The sequence below is a fragment of the Hoylesella timonensis 4401737 = DSM 22865 = JCM 15640 genome, assembly GCF_000455445.1.
Lineage (GTDB): Bacteria > Bacteroidota > Bacteroidia > Bacteroidales > Bacteroidaceae > Prevotella > Prevotella timonensis.
On sequence record NZ_HG417100.1, the window covers coordinates 52,144 to 69,767 of the forward strand.

Consider the following 17,624-nt stretch of genomic DNA (forward strand, 5'->3'; position numbering starts at 1 on the left):
AGGTACTTTCAGGTGGTGTTCTTATAACAATGTAATAACGCCCTTACTCCATGGAGATAACAGCCTTATAGTAATGTAATAAGCACCTTATCTCCATGCTTCAGCGGGAGTACTTTGATGAAACGTGTAACTTATTGAAGATGTTGCTATTACGAATTTCAATAAAATCATGATTTCATCTTTTCTTGCATTTGCTCGATACACTGCGCAATATATTGCTTGAACTTTGCATCGTGCAAAATCTCAATGTCATGAAAAAGTCCTAACACAAATCTGCCAATGCCCAAATAACTCACCATGTCGGCTTTGAAAATCCAGTGTTTGCCGTCCTTATCGGGTGCCACATGAGGTTGAGCCATAGGATATTCTTCTATCAATATATTGTATGCTAACTGTCCGAGCCGCAACTTGATGGGTAGTTTCTGGTCGCCACTGAACATAAAAATATCGGTGAAGACTTCGCGGTGCTTGTCTTCGTTCATCCAAAACACATCCATCGTATCTATGCGCTGTACACGGGACAACTTGAAGGTTTTGCAGACTCCCGACTGGATTTCATAACAACGCACATCCATATCGTCGTTCATCAGCAAGAAAGGCTCTACCATGCGGTCGGAGACGGTACGACTGTGCGGAGAAGAATAACCTTTCAGCACCACAACATTCTTACTGGCAATTGCCTCTTTCAACGCCCGGATGTGTTGGTGGATGCGCTTCAGGGCGGTGGGAGAGAACGACCCTTCCAACCCATAATAGCGATCAAGTTTGGTCTTGAGCAGGGTGGTCATCATATCCTTTTGATGACTGTTTTCTAACAAGCGGCGCAGATAGCGGGCTTCATCTACGGTTAGTGCGATATTGGAGTGCAGCCGTTTGAAAAACCGACTGGAGGGATCGATGCGATAATAAGCGCCTGTCTTCACTACTTGAAAACCGCTCCTACGGAAATATTCCAAATAATAATACAAATTGCGTCGAGAGACATGCAGCTGATCCGCCAACTGCTGTGCTGTATAATTATTGTTATCGGTGAGCAACAGCAGTAAATCGAGTTCGTTTCCAAATTTATCCAATCGCATGAGAGAAGTAGTTGATAAGTTTGTGAGTTAGTAAGTTTTTGAGTTTTAAGTTTTTAAGTTGGTGGGTTTTTAAGTTCTTAAGTTCTTAAGGTTGTGAGTTGATACGTTAATGAGGACATCCGTGCTGGTTTCTTTCTATCCACATCAAAAGAACACTCAAGCATCAGAAATCCAATGACAGTTCGGTGTTACCCAAAAGATTGTACGAACGCCGATGATAGGGAGTAACTCCATATTGCTGAATGGCGGCTCGGTGCTCACGGGTGGGATAACCCATGTTCGACTCCCAATGATATTGAGGATATTCTTCTGCCAATCGATCCATATAGTCGTCGCGAAATGTTTTTGCCAAAATGCTGGCTGCCGCAATGCTTTGATATTTCGCATCGCCCTTGACAATCGTCGTATAAGGCATGTCGTGATAGGGTGTGAACCTGTTGCCGTCGACAATAATGGCTTGCGGTCGAACCTTTAACTGATCCAAGGCACGGTGCATCGCCAAGAAACTGGCACGCAGAATATTGATTTCGTCAATTTCTTGGGGTGAAACCTCACCCACTGCCCACGCCACAGCCGCTTGCATGATGACTTCACGCAGTTCGTTGCGCTTCTTCCGAGTGAGCTGTTTAGAATCGTTCAGCACATGATTGTCGTAATCGGAAGGCAAGATAACAGCAGCGGCAAAGACACTTCCTGCTAAGCATCCACGCCCAGCTTCATCGCAACCCGCCTCGATAAGATTTGGATAATAATGAGATTTCAACACGTGCTTCATTGTTTATTTGTCAAATTATGTTAATCTACAACATCAATTAACTAAAACGATATATGGTGGAAAAACTGGTTCCATATCTCTCCGTATTTTTGCAGTCATCAAGAACATCAACCTTTATATATATAGAACAATGGAAAAGAATATCATGATTCAAGCAGAGAAAACGAACCAGAACGAGTTTGCCAAGAAAATTCTACGTCAGCTGCTCTCACCTTTAGTGTGGCTTCGCCAATACTACGAGCAAGTGACAGAGCGCAAGCTTAGCTTACAAGAGACGGGGTGGTTACTGAATGCCCAATTGGCATTTGTGATGACCGTGTTTCCTGTAGAGGCGCCATTTTCCACTCGACTTCTCTGTTGCTTGTGGCTGCTCCATGCGGTGCTGAAGTGCAAGCAGTTTTTGTAATGGCTGGTTCTATAAATTACCACCGCACATAGTCATCAAATGTTTATGAAATACGTTTTGTTATCTTTTGGCTTCTTTTTGGTTCAAAATGTAAGTTCGTTCAGTCGTGTAGCTCGCTACACTCCTTCACTCTCTTGCATTTTGACCTCAAAAATAAGCTCAAAATCTAACAAAGCTAATTTATAGAACCAGCCTAATTAGAACATTTTGCTCACACGCTCGATACCTGCCACCAAGACGTCGATTTCTTCTTTGGTGGTATACAAACCAAACGAAGCACGCACCGTACCCAAAATACCCAATCGCTCCATGAGTGGTTGGGCGCAATGATGTCCCGTACGAACAGCGATGCCAAGACGGTCGAGCAAGGTGCCGATGTCCATGGGATGAATGTCTCCGACGTGAAAACTAATGACGGCATCTTTGGCAGAAGAAGTGCCATAAATCCCCAGCTGGTCAATTTGCTGCAATTGGTGGGTGGCATAGGCAGTGAGTTCTTGTTCGTGTTGCGCAATGTTCTCCATGCCTAAACGAGACAAATAGTCGAGTGCCACTGCCAGTCCGTGAGTAGCGATGTAATCGGGCGTTCCAGCCTCGAACTTGAGTGGAGGACGTTCGAACGTCACTTTGTCAAAAGAGACATGACTAATCATCTCGCCTCCTCCCTGATAGGGTGGCAAACGGTCGAGCCATTCTTCCTTACCATACAGCACCCCAACTCCAGTGGGTCCGTAAGCTTTATGGCCGCTGAACACGAAGAAGTCGCAATCCAAAAGTTGCATATCCACGGCAAAGTGAGGTGTGCTTTGCGCTCCATCCACCATGACAGGCACCCCATGCGCATGTGCAATGGCAATCATTTGCTGAACAGGGTTGATTGTTCCCAATACATTGCTGACATGGGTGATACTGACAAACTTTGTTTTCTCTGTGAAAAGCTCCTCGTACGCATCCATGATGAGTTCGCCCTCATCCGTCATAGGAATCACTTTGAGTACAATGCCACGCTTCTTGGCTTGCAGTTGCCAAGGCACGATATTGGAATGGTGTTCCATGACTGACAAAATCACCTCATCACCTGCCTGCATAAAAGTCTCTGCAAACGTAGAAGCGATGAGGTTGAGTCCCTCTGTAGTCCCCCGTGTGAAGACAATTTCGGCAGGCGACTTAGCGTGAATAAACTGCTGCACGGTTTGACGAGCTTGCTCGTGTAGTTCGGTAGCCTGTTGCGACAACCAATGTACACCTCGATGCACATTGGCATTGACGTTGAGATATTCGTCTCTCATGGCATCCAAGACACAAAGCGGTTTCTGCGTTGTCGCTGCATTATCCAAGTAGACCAATGGCTGCCCATACACTTTTCGTGATAAGATAGGGAAGTCTTTTCGAATGGAAATTATATCATACATAATTACAGATACAAATCATTGATACAAGGCTGGTTCTATAAATTAGCTTTGTTAGATTTTGAGCTTATTTTTGAGGTCAAAATGCAAGAGAGTGAAGGAGTGTAGCGAGCTACACGACTGAACGAACTTACATTTTGAACCAAAAAAGAAGCCAAAAGATAACAAAACGTATTTCATAAACATTTGATGACTATGTGCGGTGGTAATTTATAGAATCAGCCATAACAAAGCGTTACTGACAATTCCTACACCCTGCACATTTATTAAGCTCACCCCTGAAACGCTTTTCTACTAAATAATGGAGACGGTCTTTCAAAGGTGCCAACTGAATGTTATCCACCACTTCATTGATGAAAGCAAACTCCAACAAGAGCTTTGCTTCTTTTTGACTGATGCCACGTTGTTGCATATAGAACATCGCTTCATCGTTGAGCTGTCCAACTGTTGACCCGTGTCCGCACTTCACATCATCGGCATAAATCTCCAATTCGGGTTGCGAATACATCCGTGCCTGCTTGGTGGTACAAAGATTTTGATTGCGCATCTCTGAGTTTGTCTTTTGCGCATCCTTCTCTACCAAGACACGTCCTGCAAAGGCTCCTGTTGCCTCATCGTCCAGCACATACTTGTAAAGCTCACGGCTCACGCAATGCGGAACGGCATGGTCGATAAACGTATTGTTATCAATATGTTGCTGCTTATCTGCAATCACACAACCATTGCACACACATTCAGCTCCCTCGCCACGAAAGACAAGCTGCAACTGATTGCGCGTAATTCCATTGTGCAGGGTCAGCACGTTGTGATTGAATCGGCTATTGGCTTGCTGCTCCACATAAACGTTGCTTATCCTTGTGTTTCTTTCGTGCGTTTCTTCCATACAGTACAAGTCGAGGGACGCATTTTCACCCACATAGGCCTCAATGACCTGTGTTGCCAAGAAGCGATGGTCGTCAATCGTATGATCACAGAAAAGGAATTTGGCTTGTGCTCCCTCTTCCATGACAATCAACACCCGTCGATTCACCATCAAGTCGACATCCGAGCGGAGGAGGTTAATCACCTGAACCGCCCTATCCATTTGGACTCCTTTGGAGACATAAATAAACAATCCATCTTGAGCCAACATGGCATTTAAGGCTGTGAGTGCATCCTCATGGGTCTTGGCAATCTGTCCATAATATTTTGCCACCAAGTCAGGCATCTCCAAAGACGCCTCACGAAGCGAAAGCACCTTGACGCCTTCGGGCAAACCTACTTTGGGCAGGGCTTTGGTGTAGAAAGCATCGTTCACCACGAAGTAAAGCGATGTACTCAAATTGGGGACATCACATTTGAAAGCCGCATATGGGTCGACTGGTATTTCCAACCGATTCAAGTTCAAGCCGTAATTCGGTTCAAACAGTGCGTTGATATCTGTATATCGGTAACGTTCTATCTTGCGTGAGGGGAAGCCTTGCTGCTTAAAGTCTTTGAAAGCTTGCTCTCTTACATGATTCATGACCGGCGAACTATGTTCGCAAATCATCGCATGCGCATCTGTAAACAAGTCGATATATTGTTTTTCGCTTTTCATTCTTCCACCTCCGCCTTGATCCAATCGTAGCCACGAGCCTCGATTTCTTTCGCTAATTCAGGTCCACCTGTTTTAACAATACGACCTTTGTATAAGATGTGGATAACCTCTGGCTTAATTAAATCGAGCAAACGGTCATAATGCGTAATGACAATAGTACTTGTTTCTGGCGTTTTCAGTTTGTTCACTCCCTCGGCAACAATGCGTAGCGCATCCACATCCAACCCCGAATCGGTTTCGTCAAGAATGGACAAAGTAGGCTGCAACATCGCCATTTGGAATATCTCGTTGCGTTTCTTCTCTCCTCCACTGAAGCCTTCATTCACGCTACGGTTTGATAGTTTGCTATCCAACTCCACTATCTTGCGACGCTCTTTCATCAGCTTGATAAAATCGCCTGCACTCATGGGTTCCAGTCCCTGATATTTCCGCTTCTCGTTGATAGCTGCTCGCATAAAGTTGGTCATAGACACTCCGGGAATCTCCACAGGATATTGAAACGAAAGGAACAACCCCTCATGCGCCCTATCCTCTGGTGCCATTGCTAATAAATCCTTCCCATTGAAAGTTACACTACCCTCTGTCACCTTGAACAAGGGATTTCCTACTAACACTGCACTTAACGTACTCTTTCCCGAACCATTGGGTCCCATGATAGCATGTGTCTCACCCGTCTTTACACACAGGTCAATACCGTTTAATATCTTTTTGCCGTCAACTTCGGCATGTAAATTCTTTACCTCTAACATCTTCAATTGGATTGAATAAAATAAATATTTATACGTGTAAAACTCCCTATCCCACTGTTCCTTCCAGAGATACAGATAATAGTTTCTGCGCCTCTACCGCAAATTCCATGGGCAGTTTGTTTAACACTTGCTTAGCGTAACCGTTGACAATCAGACCTACAGCTTGTTCGGTCGGTATGCCTCGCTGGTTACAATAAAAAAGTTGGTCTTCACTAATCTTGCTGGTCGTTGCCTCGTGTTCTACAATGGCACTGTCGTTGTGAATATCCATATATGGGAAGGTATGCGCACCACACTGACTCCCTAACAGTAGACTGTCGCAAGAGCTATAGTTGCGAGCATTGTCTGCATTGGCGGTGGCTCGCACCAGTCCTCGGTAGGAGTTCTGACTATGACCTGCACTGATACCTTTTGAAATAATCGTACTCTTGGTGTTTTTACCCATGTGAATCATTTTCGTTCCCGTGTCAGCCTCTTGGTAGTTATTGGTCACTGCCACCGAATAGAACTCCGCCTGCGACCCGTCGCCTCTGAGGATACACGAAGGATATTTCCATGTGATAGCACTTCCCGTCTCCACCTGTGTCCAAGACAATTTGGAGTTGACGCCTCGGCATTCACCTCTTTTCGTCACTAAATTGAGTACACCGCCTTGCCCATGCTTGTCGCCAGGATACCAATTTTGTACCGTGGAATATTTCACTTCGGCATTATTCATTACAATAATCTCCACAATGGCGGCATGAAGTTGATTCTCATCACGCATTGGTGCCGTGCATCCTTCAAGATAACTCACATAAGCATCGTCTTCGGCGACAATGAGTGTACGCTCAAACTGTCCTGTATTACGAGCATTGATGCGGAAATACGAGCTGAGTTCCATCGGACATCGCACGCCTTTAGGGATATACACAAACGAACCGTCACTAAAAACAGCACTATTCAATGCCGCAAAGAAATTGTCACGATAAGGCACTACGCTACCTATGTATTGCTTCACCAAGTCGGGATGCTCTTTGACCGCTTCACCCATCGAGCAAAAGATGATGCCTTTCTCGCGCAGCTTTTCCTTGAAGGTTGTTTTCACCGACACCGAATCCATAATGGCATCTACTGCTGTGCCACTAAGTATCAAGCGTTCTTCCAAAGGGATTCCCAACTTATCAAAGGTCTTCTCCAATTCCGGATCAATCTCTTTGTTCTGCGGTTTCTTCGCCATTGGGTCTGCATAATAAGAGATTCCTTGATAGTCTATCTCTGGTAAAGTGACATGCCACCACGAGGGTTGCTTCATCGTCAACCAATAGCGGTAAGCTTTCAAGCGGAAGTCGAGCAGCCAATCGGGTTCTCCTTTCTTGCTTGAAATCAACCGAATCACATCTTCGTTGAGTCCTTTTTCTATAATTTCAGTATGTACATCAGTTGTAAACCCGAACTCATATTTTTGTTCGGCAACTTGTCTCACATACTCGTTGTTACGATTATTTACTTCTTCCATAATGTCAAGACAGGGGTATCCCTGTGTGTCATGGATCCCCCTGCATCATTTTGTATATATTGGGTCACACCACTGTGACCGTTTCTATTATCTCTTCATATCCCTCCTGACAATGTGTTATATCATTGATGCAACACAATGGGCAGGCCACTTCGCAGAGACGAGTCTACGAAGTTAAGGAATATACCTCTTTATAATGTTTGCTTCACCTCTACCTCTGTGAAGGTTTCGATGATGTCGCCTTCAAGAATGTCGTTGAAGTTCACTAAGCTGATACCACATTCGAATCCAGTAGCCACCTCTTTCACATCATCCTTAAAGCGTTTCAAAGCATTGATAGGTGCGGTATGAACTACAATACCATCGCGTACCACACGCGCTTTGTCTGAACGGTGTACCTTTCCTTCGGTGACGAGGGCTCCAGCAACGGTACCCACCTTGGAAATTTTGTACACTTGCTTCACTTCTACCTGTCCGGTCACTACTTCCTTCTTGACCTTGTCCAGCATACCCTCCATGGCTGCCTTGACATCATCAATGGCATTGTAGATAACCGAATAGGTGTTAATTTCTACTCCATTCTGCTCTGCTAACTTACGAGCTGCAGCGGAAGGACGCACTTGGAAACCAACAATAATAGCATCGGATGCATCGGCTAAGGTGACATCGTTTTCACTAATCTGCCCTACGGACTTAAAGATGACATTGACATTAATCTTTTCTGTCGACATCTTGATAAAGGAATCGCTCAACGCCTCGATACTTCCGTCGGTATCACCTTTGACGATAATATTCAGTTCCTTAAATGAACCCAATGCGATACGATGGGAGACATCACTCAAGGTCAAGCGTTTCTGTGTGCGCAAGCCTTGTTCACGCTGCAACTGCATACGCTTGTTGGCAATGTCTCGAACCTCTTGTTCGGTTTCTAACACATGGAACTGATCACCTGCTGTTGGCGCACCATTCAATCCTAAGATGATTGCTGGCTCTGCTGGCTTTGCCTCTTCAATGCGCTGATTACGCACATTAAACATTGCCTTGATACGTCCCCAGCTGGTTCCTGCAATGATATCGTCACCAACACGTAAGGTACCATTACTTACCAATACGGTAGACACATATCCACGTCCCTTGTCCAAGCTCGACTCGATGATACTACCTGTTGCTCGTCGGTTGGGATTGGCTTTCAAATCAAGCATATCTGCCTCTAAGAGTACCTTCTCCAGCAATTCATTGACTCCAATACCTTTCTTCGCACTAATTTCTTGACATTGATATTTTCCACCCCATTCTTCTACCAAGAGGTTCATTTGTGCCAAGTCTTCACGAATCTTATCAGGATTTGCACCGGGTTTATCAATTTTGTTGATGGCAAATACCATTGGAACATTGGCAGCCTGTGCATGCGCTATCGCCTCTTTGGTTGTCGGCATCACACTGTCGTCGGCTGCAATAATGATAATGGCAATATCGGTTACCTGCGTACCACGGGCACGCATGGCAGTAAAGGCTTCGTGACCAGGCGTATCTAAGAAGGTGATATTACGTCCATTCTCTAATTTTACGTTATAAGCACCAATATGCTGGGTAATTCCTCCCGCCTCACCAGCAATCACATTGGTGTTGCGGATATGGTCCAGAAGTGATGTCTTACCATGGTCTACGTGTCCCATGACGGTGACAATCGGTGCTCGCGACACCAAATCGTTTTCATCATCCATCTCTTCTGCCACAGCTTCTTGCACTTCAGCACTCACATATTCGGTCTTGAAGCCAAATTCGTCTGCTACCAAGTTAATGGTTTCTGCGTCCAAACGCTGGTTGATAGACACCATCAGTCCTACACTCATCAGGGTTCCAATGAGCTTGTTCACATCCACATCCATCATGGACGCCAATTCGCTTACGGTAACAAACTCGGTAAGCTTCAGTATTTTGCTCTCTTTACGCTCTGCTCTTTCCTCCGCACTCATGCGCTCTTGTATGGCATCACGCTTTTCCTTACGATAACGTGCACCCTTCTTGGTCTGATTGCCCTTACTGGTCAAGCGAGCCAAGGTTTCTTTTACCTGGCGTGCTACTTCCTCCTCATTAACCTCTAAAGGTTTCTGATTGTAGTTTTTGTTGCGAGTCTTGCGATTATTCTTTTTGTTGGCATTACGACCGCCCTCTTGACTGCTCGGACGATTATTACCTGCGTTGCCTCCAATTTGCTTAGAGGCGGCATTGATGTCTACACGTTCTTGGTTAATGCGCACGCGTTTCTTACGTCCACCGCGCTTTTCCTCACGCTCTTTACGTCGTTCTTCTTTGGTCTTTTTCTTGGGTCGTGTGCTCTGATTGATTGCACTCAAATCAATCTTACCCAGCACATTCACCTTTGGTGCATTCTGCATTTTCAGCTCACTTTTGGTCTGAAAAAGCTCATCGCCATCATTCTTAGCATCGTCGTCCACCTCTGTTTCTTTTTGAGGTGCTTCCTCTTCTTTGGGTTGAACTTGCTTCTCAACAGGTTTTTCAACCTTCACCTTTTCTTTCTTTGATGCAGGTTTTGCTTCCTTTGGTGCAGGTTTTTCTTCCTTTTGAGGTGTTTCAGACTGTACAGGAGCTTCAGGTGCAGGTGTTGGCTGTGCTACCTTTGCTTCTACTGGCTTCACAGTTTCTTTCTTTTCAGGCTCCGAGCTGACGGCAGCAGCTGGTTTTGGAGCAGGCTCTTGAGCGGCTTGTGACGCCTGAGGCGTTGTATCTTGAGCAACAGGTTCTTTGGCTGCGGAGGTCTTCCCTATCGAATCCAAATCAATCTTGCCAATTGGATTGTATTGTTGCCGCGAAGAAGTTTTGAGTAACTCCTCTGCACGGTTATCTTTAGGAGCGGAAGAGGCTTCTTTAGGAGTAGAAGGACGCTTCTTCTCCTTAGGTTTTTTCTGAAAAATCTTTTCAGCTTGGTTGCGCACTTCTGCGTCTTGCTTAAAAGCTTCCACGAGCGCACCGTATTGGTCGTCGTTCAGTTTGAAGCTCAACTCGGGTTTCACTTCTCCCAGCTCACTTTTCTTTTCAAGGAATTCAACTGCCGTTTGAAGTCCTATGTTCAATTCACGTAATGCTTTGTTTAATCTGATGCTCATTGATATTTATTTAACTCTTATTTCTTATTGATGTTCACACGCTTATTCTCACAATACAATTGGGACGCAGCCTCTACGAGTGCATTGCCGCCAAGGGTTGATTTTGGAATAGAATGCTACTGCTCAAATTCTGCTTTTAATACTTTTATCAGATTGTCAACGGTCTCTTCTTCGAGATCGGCTTTTTCTATCAACATCTCGCGAGGTGCATTCAGCACTTGCTTCGCAGTGTCTAAGCCGATGCTCTTAATGGCATCGATGACCCACTGATCAATTTCATCGTCGAACTCATCCAAGTAGATATCCTCGTCTGCATCGGCATCCGAAACCTCTCTGAACACGTCAATGGTATATTCGGTCAGCATAGAAGCCAACTTGATGTTCAGACCGCCACGGCCGATCGCCAAACTTACTTCTTCTGGTTTCAAATAAACCTCTGCCTTATGGTTTTCTTCATCAATATTGATGCTACTGATATGTGCAGGACTGAGGGCACGCTGTACCAACAACTTGATATTCGATGTGTAATTAACAACATCGATATTCTCATTGCACAGCTCACGCACGATACCATGTACACGGCTTCCCTTCACACCAACGCAAGCACCTACTGGGTCTATTCGTTCATCATAGCTTTCAACGGCTATCTTTGCACGTTCACCAGGCATACGAGCTATTCGCTTAATAGAAATCAAACCGTCGTTTATCTCAGGCACCTCTGCCTCTAACAGTCGTTCCAAGAAAACAGGACTGGTACGAGAGAGGATAATCTTTGGGTTGTTATTCTCATTGTCTACCCGCAAGATAACCGCACGAATCGTCTCGCCTTTGCGATATTGATCGGAGGGTATCTGCTCTGATTTTGGGAGAATCAACTCATTATTCTCATCGTCTATCAACAGTACTTCGCGTTTCCATATCTGATAAACCTCGCCAGAGATAATCTGCCCCACCCGGTCTTTGTACTTATTGTACAGCGCATCGTGTTCCAGCTCCAACACCTTCGACGCCAGCGTCTGTCGAAGATTAAGAATGGCACGGCGACCGAATTTTGAAAAGTTAATGGGTTCTGACACTTCCTCCCCAATTTCATAATCAGGTTCTATTTCCAACGCCTCCTTCAAGGCAATCTCTTTGTTTTCATCTTCCACTTCGCCGTCTGCAACGACAATGCGGTTACGATATATCTCAAAATCACCTTTATCGGGATTGACAATCACATCAAAATTCTCATCGCTCCCATAAATCTTGGCCAAAACGTTGCGAAAGCTCTCCTCCAATACGCTAACCAAAGTAGCACGGTCGATATTTTTCGTGTCCTTAAACTCACGAAAAGTGTCAATCATACTGATGGTTTCTTCTTCACTTTTTCTTGCTGCCATAGCGGTATATTGTTATAATTTATAATTCAAGTTGTTACAATAGGTTCAGTTATTTGAAACTAATCAAATACTTGGTATATTTCACTTGGTCCATTTGGAACGCATGGTCGACGGATTGTATTTCAGGGCGTTTCTTTCCCTCTATTTTTACTTTTTCATCTACCGCCACAACAAAGTCATTTCCATTCACAGACTTCAATGTGCCTTGTACTTTTTTCCCATCACGATCCAGTACCTCTACTTCCTTACCTATAAAATTGATATACTGCTGGGGCACCTTAAAGGGTTGACCTAATCCAGCCGAACCCACTTCCAGCTCGTAATCTTCTTCGTCACGACTCAGCCTACTTTCTATATATCGGCTCAGTTCTACGCAATCTTCAATCCATACGCCGTCAACATGGTCGATTTCGACAACTATTTTGTCATCGGGGCTCACCTCAATATCAACTAAGAAATACTCTTTATCCTGAAGCCACTCTTCAACCACCGCTTTTACGACACTTTTATCAATCATATATATTTAATTAGAACGATATATTCGTTGTCCTTACAACGGCAAACTCCTTTTGATAAAGGAGCTACGCCCTACATCCAAAATAAAATGAGGAGCTTTCGATGAAGCCCCTCATTCCACTGAACAGTGCAAAGGTACGTATTTCTGATGAAACACCCAAATAAAATACCAATTATTCAATTCTAAGCTGATACATTTTCTGTATTTTTCTATCTCAATGAGTTAAGGAGCTTATCTCTCCTTTTTTTATTGTTTGTTCTAACTTGCTTGTCAACATTCAAGGGCAGATGGCATCTCACACCAACAAGGTTGATGCGATTTTATTCCGACATTGATATGTACAAAGGTTACACCTCGATTAGTGTCCCATTCGTGAGGTATCAACTTCCTTTACTTTTTTCTCCTTGTAGCCACCGAACTTATAGACAAGAGTAAAGGTAACCGTGGACCAATTGAAATTGATCTTCATACGATAGTCTTGGTTTCCTTGCACGGAACGGGTGTCGAAGAAATTGTTGAAGATGTTGTTGCCATTGAGGCGCAGCCCCCATTTTCCATCATGCGACGACCATTGCAGTTTGGCATTCATTCGGAAGATGGGACTGATGTCGTAAACTCCTTGTATTGCCTTTGACTGAAAGAAAGGATTCAGAATAAGACGCAAGTCCTGTGCTTCGCAAAGTTTTACCGATGCGGTACCGCCAAATCTAACAGACAGGTTCTTGCGGTCGAATGGCAAGTCAAAGAAATGACTGCTCTTGTCGTGCTTGTATGTTCCTACGGCAAACACGTTTCCGTTGAGCCATTTGCCCGCACTGAAGATGGCTGATGCCTGTAGTCCGAAGTTATTTGAATAATCGAAGTTGGTTTCTTTCATGATGACAGCCACTCGGTCTGCTGTCTGATAAGGCAACTGCACGGAATAATCTGGCTTCAGACTTGCGAAAGCCATCAGCGTATAACGTCTCTTGATCTGCCACATCAGGTTGACATTATAATAGGAGTATGGTTTCAAATCGGGATTGCCATGTACCTCTGTGTAGGTGGATGAGTAAAACACATTGCTCATGGTTGACCAATAGCTCGGAAACACTGAATTGGAATTGAAGGAAAGGTTGAGCAAATGGTTGTCGTTGATGCCCCACAAAGCATTGAGGGTAGGATAGATACGCCATTTATTCCACATCGGGGAGTGGTATTGCTCGGCAGCAACGGATGCTTCAAGACTGATTGCCTTGTTGACCTGCTTGCTGAAACCTGCATACATGTTCCATATCCGCTCATTGATGTCAACACTACTGGTCGCATCGGGCAAGATGTTTCCCTTCTTATCGAGGGTGTTCTGATAGCTCTTGTTGCTCGCAAACTGTCCTTGCACGCCATACGACAATCCCCATCCATGTGACAATGAAAGGGTTTGGTCCGCCGTAAACATCCATTTGTTGATGGTCTGCTCACTGCCACTTGTCAGGTTGCGCTCTGTTTCTGTCGTATTTCCATCCACCTGCATCATGCCTTCAAGGACTTGTTGCTGCGGCGTGCGATAGTAGGTGTACGATCCGCTAAGGGTAAGTCCGAAAGGAAGTGAATAGTTGACATCCACATTATGCAGATACACATGACTGTCATGGTGCGTTCTGCTTACACTCAAACCTGTCGTTTGGTTGTTGGAACTGGCATTTTTCCAATTTCCGGTATAGGCAATGTCGAGACGATGATTCTTGCTGAACGCATAATTCATACCCAATCGGTAGTCGTGTGTGATGCCAAACGACTTCTGTCCAATTTCGTCATAATAGTTTATACGCTTGTTGCCCAAGGGATGATTGGCTATGTGCGAAGCCTCACGGTATGAATTGCCGTCAACGAATTGATAGTTTGCATCCAGTCCAAACTTGCCTCTTTGCATGGAAAGGGCAAGATTACCAAAGCCAGTTGAATATTTGCTTTGCTGCAATCCACCAACCACCTGTCCCGACAACCGATTGGTGCCAGCATTATCTTTCGTAACAATGTTGATAGCCATGCCACGAACATGATAGCGAGCTGGGGCAGACAACATCACCTCGGCCTTTGCCAACTGTGCGGCAGGCATCGCTTTCAGTCTGTCTGCCAGCTGTTCTTGCGTCAACGTAGTGGCTTGTCCATTGATAATCAACGTCACCTCATTGCCCAAGAGGGAGATACTACCAGTGGCATCGCTGACACCGGGAATGCGTGTAAGAGCCTCATAAGCGTTGTCAGCAGGCAACTTTTCTAAAAGATTGTGCATATTGTACACCATCTTTCCCTGTTCTAATTTTACGATAGGCTTTTCTGCCTTCACAATAACTTCTGGTAAATTCTTATACCATTTATTAATATCTATAGAATCGTTATCATTGGCTACCTGTGCAGATAAATTTTGAACTGATAGAAATAATATGACTGTTATTAAATATTTCATATTTTATTTTTAGGTGAAGTTGGATGTTATTACAGAGATATGATTTCGACTGTCTCTTTTAAGGCTGGTTCTATAAATTACCACCGCATATAGTCATTAAATGTTTATGAAATACGTTTTGTTATCTTTTGGCTTCTTTTTGGTTCAAAATGTAAGTTCGTTCAGTCGTGTAGCTCGCTACACTCCTTCACTCTCTTGCATTTTGACCTCAAAAATAAGCTCAAAATCTAACAAAGCTAATTTATAGAACCAGCCTTAATGCGTTCCTCAATGTATTTTTTTACTTTCTCCCATGAACAGATGACAGCAATATAAGAGTACCATTGTCGCAGGCTTGTTTGGAATTAGCAAAATAAACGTCGTTTTTTATGATTTCTGTTGCAAACATACATAAATCCGTTGACATCTACAAGATATGATGAGATTTCTTATGGTTACCACGGCTCAGTCATTTGAAGAATCATTTTTTTTACAACGAAAAACGCTATGTGTAAAATCGGTGGCACGTTGCATGGAAGGACAATAAATGCTGAATTTTCTTTACAAAGTGCCTCTCATAACTCGCGTCAAAACAACCAACGGCAAAGTTGGTCGCAAATACGCGAATTATGAGCAAGGTTTGTAACTCTTTGTTATTGAGGATGTTATGCTTATGCCGTCTCTTTTCTTTCCAATTTTTACCACTTTTGGGCGATTAAAGCATTGAGATAAGCCTGCTATTTGCATGCTTTAATACCGTTGAAGCATGTGAATAACAGCTCTAATGAGTGTTTCCAAGGGCATTAAGTTGATGTTCTAACTTAAAAAGACGTTTATTTTGCTCAAATCAGCACATTTTTGCAGGGCATTTGCCTATTGATTTTTTCTATTTTGAAGATTTTAGATGGTCGTTTTTTGGTAAAATGATAGGACAAAAGCAGCCGAATGTAATTACCAAAAATGGCAAAAATTTTCATTGAAAGAGTAATTGTTGTAACAACAAATAAGAGCGAGCGTGGAAAACAATGTCATTAGATTTGTTGGCGAATCAAAAGAACAAAGATTGTTTTTTCACAAGAAGCCATCTTTCTTCTATAAAAGAGTCGTACGAAAAGGTGAAAAACTTTGTGAAAAATAGAGACTATCTTCCCAGTTTTTTATACCTTTGTGAAAGCAAGTTCTACTGATTAACGGTTTGCTTTCATGCCGCTGGCAACATAAAAATAATTGACTAATTCGCACCATCTATGATGAAAAAGAAGAAGATATTCTTAACAGGAGCTACTGGACACATGGGGTCTGAAGGATTGAAACAACTGCTCCAACGACGTGATGAATTTGACATTTGCTTGTTGGTGCTTCCTACCGAAAAAGACCGGAAAGCCATTGCGCCTTACGAAAAACTATCAGGCATAGAGGTTATTTATGGCGACTTAACCCGCTACGAAGATGTGCTTCAGGGAGTAAACAATGCCGACTATGTGCTTCACGTGGGTGGAATGGTATCTCCCATTGCGGATTATTATCCTCAAAAGACATTGCAGGTCAACGTAGGTGCGGTAAAGAACATCATCAGAGCCATCAAGGCACAGAGCAACCCCGACCGTGTGCATTTGGTGTATATCGGTACAGTGGCACAAACGGGCGACCGTAACGACCCTATCCATTGGGGACGCGTTGGTGATCCTATCAAAATTAGCATCTACGACATCTATGCACTGTCTAAAGCCATGGCAGAAAGAGAGGTCATCGAGTCGGGACTCAAGCATTGGGTGTCGCTGAGACAGACGGGCATCCTATATCCGTCCATCCTCAACAAGCTCGACCCTATCATGTTTCATCAACCACTCAACGGTGTTTTAGAATGGGTAACCGCAAAAGATTCGGGAATATTACTCTCCCACGTTTGCAACCATGATTTACCAGAAGATTTCTGGTGCCGCATTTATAACATTGGAGGCGGTGCCGAATATCGAACTGTCAACTGGGAATTCATGCAATTTACTTTCACAGCCCTAAAGATAGGGAACCTCAAAGATGTCGTAGAACCCGATTGGTTTGTACTTCGTAACTTTCACGGTCAGTGGTACACCGACTCGGATATATTAGAGTCTTATCTTCATTTTAGAAGTGGTAAGATTGACGAGTTTATTCAGGAAATGGCAGAAAAAGCTCCTCTCAAGATGAAAATGGCGCGCTTTGTAGCCTCCAAACTGATAAAACACCTCGTATTTAAGCCCACAGCCAACAAACCTTTGGGACCACTTTATTGGAAGAAAAAGAATATCAAACCTCGTATTACAGCCTTTTATGGAAGTATGCAGGCATGGAATGAAATTGCTGGGTGGGAACACTTCAAATTGTATTATCCTTCTTCCAAGCCCATCTTGTTGAACCATGGATATGACGAATCAAAACAACTGACAGAACTGGACCTTAAAGATATGCAGCAAGCTGCCGCTTATAGAGGAGGGAAATGCCTGTCTACCCAAATGACTAAAGGCGATTTAACGACAAAACTGGAATGGCAATGTGCTTTTGGTCACAGATTCAAAGCTTCGCCAAGACTTATTCTGTTGGGTGGACACTGGTGTCCAGAGTGCTTCCCTATGCCATGGAATTACGACGAAGAAGCGAAACGAAATCCTTTCTTTGCCCAGGTGTGGAAGCGGGTCAG

General features: G+C 44.0%; 12 protein-coding genes. 2 read left to right on the forward strand and 10 right to left on the reverse strand.

Annotation, left to right across the window (positions count from 1 at the left end; genetic code table 11):
* Positions 1-167: 167 nt before the first annotated feature.
* Positions 168-1,079, reverse strand: coding sequence for a helix-turn-helix transcriptional regulator (locus tag BN35_RS10910; RefSeq protein ID WP_025073265.1), 912 nt, complete (start codon positions 1,077-1,079; stop codon positions 168-170).
* A 163-nt stretch (positions 1,080-1,242) separates the two neighbouring features.
* Positions 1,243-1,845 (reverse strand): ribonuclease HII, encoded by a 603-nt coding sequence (locus tag BN35_RS10915; protein ID WP_025073266.1) that lies wholly within the window; start codon positions 1,843-1,845, stop codon positions 1,243-1,245.
* A 139-nt stretch (positions 1,846-1,984) separates the two neighbouring features.
* On the opposite strand from BN35_RS10915, the gene BN35_RS10920 reads away from it, so the two are divergent.
* On the forward strand, positions 1,985-2,260 hold the full coding sequence (locus BN35_RS10920; protein ID WP_025073267.1) for a hypothetical protein: 276 nt from the start codon (positions 1,985-1,987) through the stop codon (positions 2,258-2,260).
* 197 nt (positions 2,261-2,457) lie between these two features.
* On the opposite strand, the gene BN35_RS10925 is transcribed toward BN35_RS10920, so the two are convergent.
* The 8 genes from BN35_RS10925 to BN35_RS10960 all read right to left on the reverse strand — a co-directional run bounded on the left by BN35_RS10925 (position 2,458) and on the right by BN35_RS10960 (position 14,968).
* A complete protein-coding gene (locus BN35_RS10925; protein ID WP_028901259.1) occupies positions 2,458-3,672 on the reverse strand; it encodes an aminotransferase class V-fold PLP-dependent enzyme in 1,215 nt (404 codons plus the stop codon).
* Between the two features lie 232 nt (positions 3,673-3,904).
* Positions 3,905-5,248: a Fe-S cluster assembly protein SufD gene (sufD, locus tag BN35_RS10930; protein WP_025073082.1), complete on the reverse strand. Its 1,344-nt coding sequence runs from the start codon at positions 5,246-5,248 to the stop codon at positions 3,905-3,907.
* A complete protein-coding gene (gene sufC / locus BN35_RS10935) occupies positions 5,245-5,997 on the reverse strand; it encodes a Fe-S cluster assembly ATPase SufC (RefSeq protein ID WP_025073083.1) in 753 nt (250 codons plus the stop codon). The genes sufD and sufC overlap by 4 nt, the downstream gene beginning before the upstream one ends.
* 46 nt (positions 5,998-6,043) lie before the next feature.
* Positions 6,044-7,495: a Fe-S cluster assembly protein SufB gene (gene sufB / locus BN35_RS10940; RefSeq protein ID WP_044071504.1), complete on the reverse strand. Its 1,452-nt coding sequence runs from the start codon at positions 7,493-7,495 to the stop codon at positions 6,044-6,046.
* A gap of 191 nt (positions 7,496-7,686) precedes the next feature.
* Positions 7,687-10,623 (reverse strand): translation initiation factor IF-2, encoded by a 2,937-nt coding sequence (gene infB, locus BN35_RS10945; RefSeq protein WP_028901260.1) that lies wholly within the window; start codon positions 10,621-10,623, stop codon positions 7,687-7,689.
* 116 nt (positions 10,624-10,739) lie between these two features.
* Positions 10,740-12,005: a transcription termination factor NusA gene (gene nusA / locus BN35_RS10950; protein WP_008124908.1), complete on the reverse strand. Its 1,266-nt coding sequence runs from the start codon at positions 12,003-12,005 to the stop codon at positions 10,740-10,742.
* Between the two features lie 49 nt (positions 12,006-12,054).
* Entirely contained in the window at positions 12,055-12,522 is a 468-nt protein-coding gene (rimP, locus tag BN35_RS10955) for a ribosome assembly cofactor RimP (protein WP_025073085.1), read from the reverse strand.
* A gap of 358 nt (positions 12,523-12,880) precedes the next feature.
* Positions 12,881-14,968, reverse strand: a complete 2,088-nt coding sequence (locus BN35_RS10960) for an outer membrane beta-barrel protein (RefSeq protein WP_028901261.1) — start codon at positions 14,966-14,968, stop codon at positions 12,881-12,883.
* A 1,226-nt stretch (positions 14,969-16,194) separates the two neighbouring features.
* Between BN35_RS10960 and BN35_RS10965 the strand changes: the two genes are divergently transcribed.
* Positions 16,195-17,624 (forward strand): NAD-dependent epimerase/dehydratase family protein (locus BN35_RS10965; RefSeq protein WP_257009524.1); only part of this gene is annotated, 1,430 nt, incomplete at its 3' end.

What these genes read in the sequence shown, in the direction of transcription:
- infB (WP_028901260.1), bottom strand. Translation starts at nt 10,623, where the DNA reads ATGAGCATCAGATTAAACAAAGCATTACGTGAATTGAACATAGGACTT.
- BN35_RS10960 (WP_028901261.1), bottom strand. Translation starts at nt 14,968, where the DNA reads ATGAAATATTTAATAACAGTCATATTATTTCTATCAGTTCAAAATTTA.
- BN35_RS10910 (WP_025073265.1), bottom strand. Translation starts at nt 1,079, where the DNA reads ATGCGATTGGATAAATTTGGAAACGAACTCGATTTACTGCTGTTGCTC.
- nusA (WP_008124908.1), bottom strand. Translation starts at nt 12,005, where the DNA reads ATGGCAGCAAGAAAAAGTGAAGAAGAAACCATCAGTATGATTGACACT.
- sufC (WP_025073083.1), bottom strand. Translation starts at nt 5,997, where the DNA reads ATGTTAGAGGTAAAGAATTTACATGCCGAAGTTGACGGCAAAAAGATA.
- sufB (WP_044071504.1), bottom strand. Translation starts at nt 7,495, where the DNA reads ATGGAAGAAGTAAATAATCGTAACAACGAGTATGTGAGACAAGTTGCC.
- BN35_RS10925 (WP_028901259.1), bottom strand. Translation starts at nt 3,672, where the DNA reads ATGTATGATATAATTTCCATTCGAAAAGACTTCCCTATCTTATCACGA.
- BN35_RS10920 (WP_025073267.1), top strand. Translation starts at nt 1,985, where the DNA reads ATGGAAAAGAATATCATGATTCAAGCAGAGAAAACGAACCAGAACGAG.
- rimP (WP_025073085.1), bottom strand. Translation starts at nt 12,522, where the DNA reads ATGATTGATAAAAGTGTCGTAAAAGCGGTGGTTGAAGAGTGGCTTCAG.
- sufD (WP_025073082.1), bottom strand. Translation starts at nt 5,248, where the DNA reads ATGAAAAGCGAAAAACAATATATCGACTTGTTTACAGATGCGCATGCG.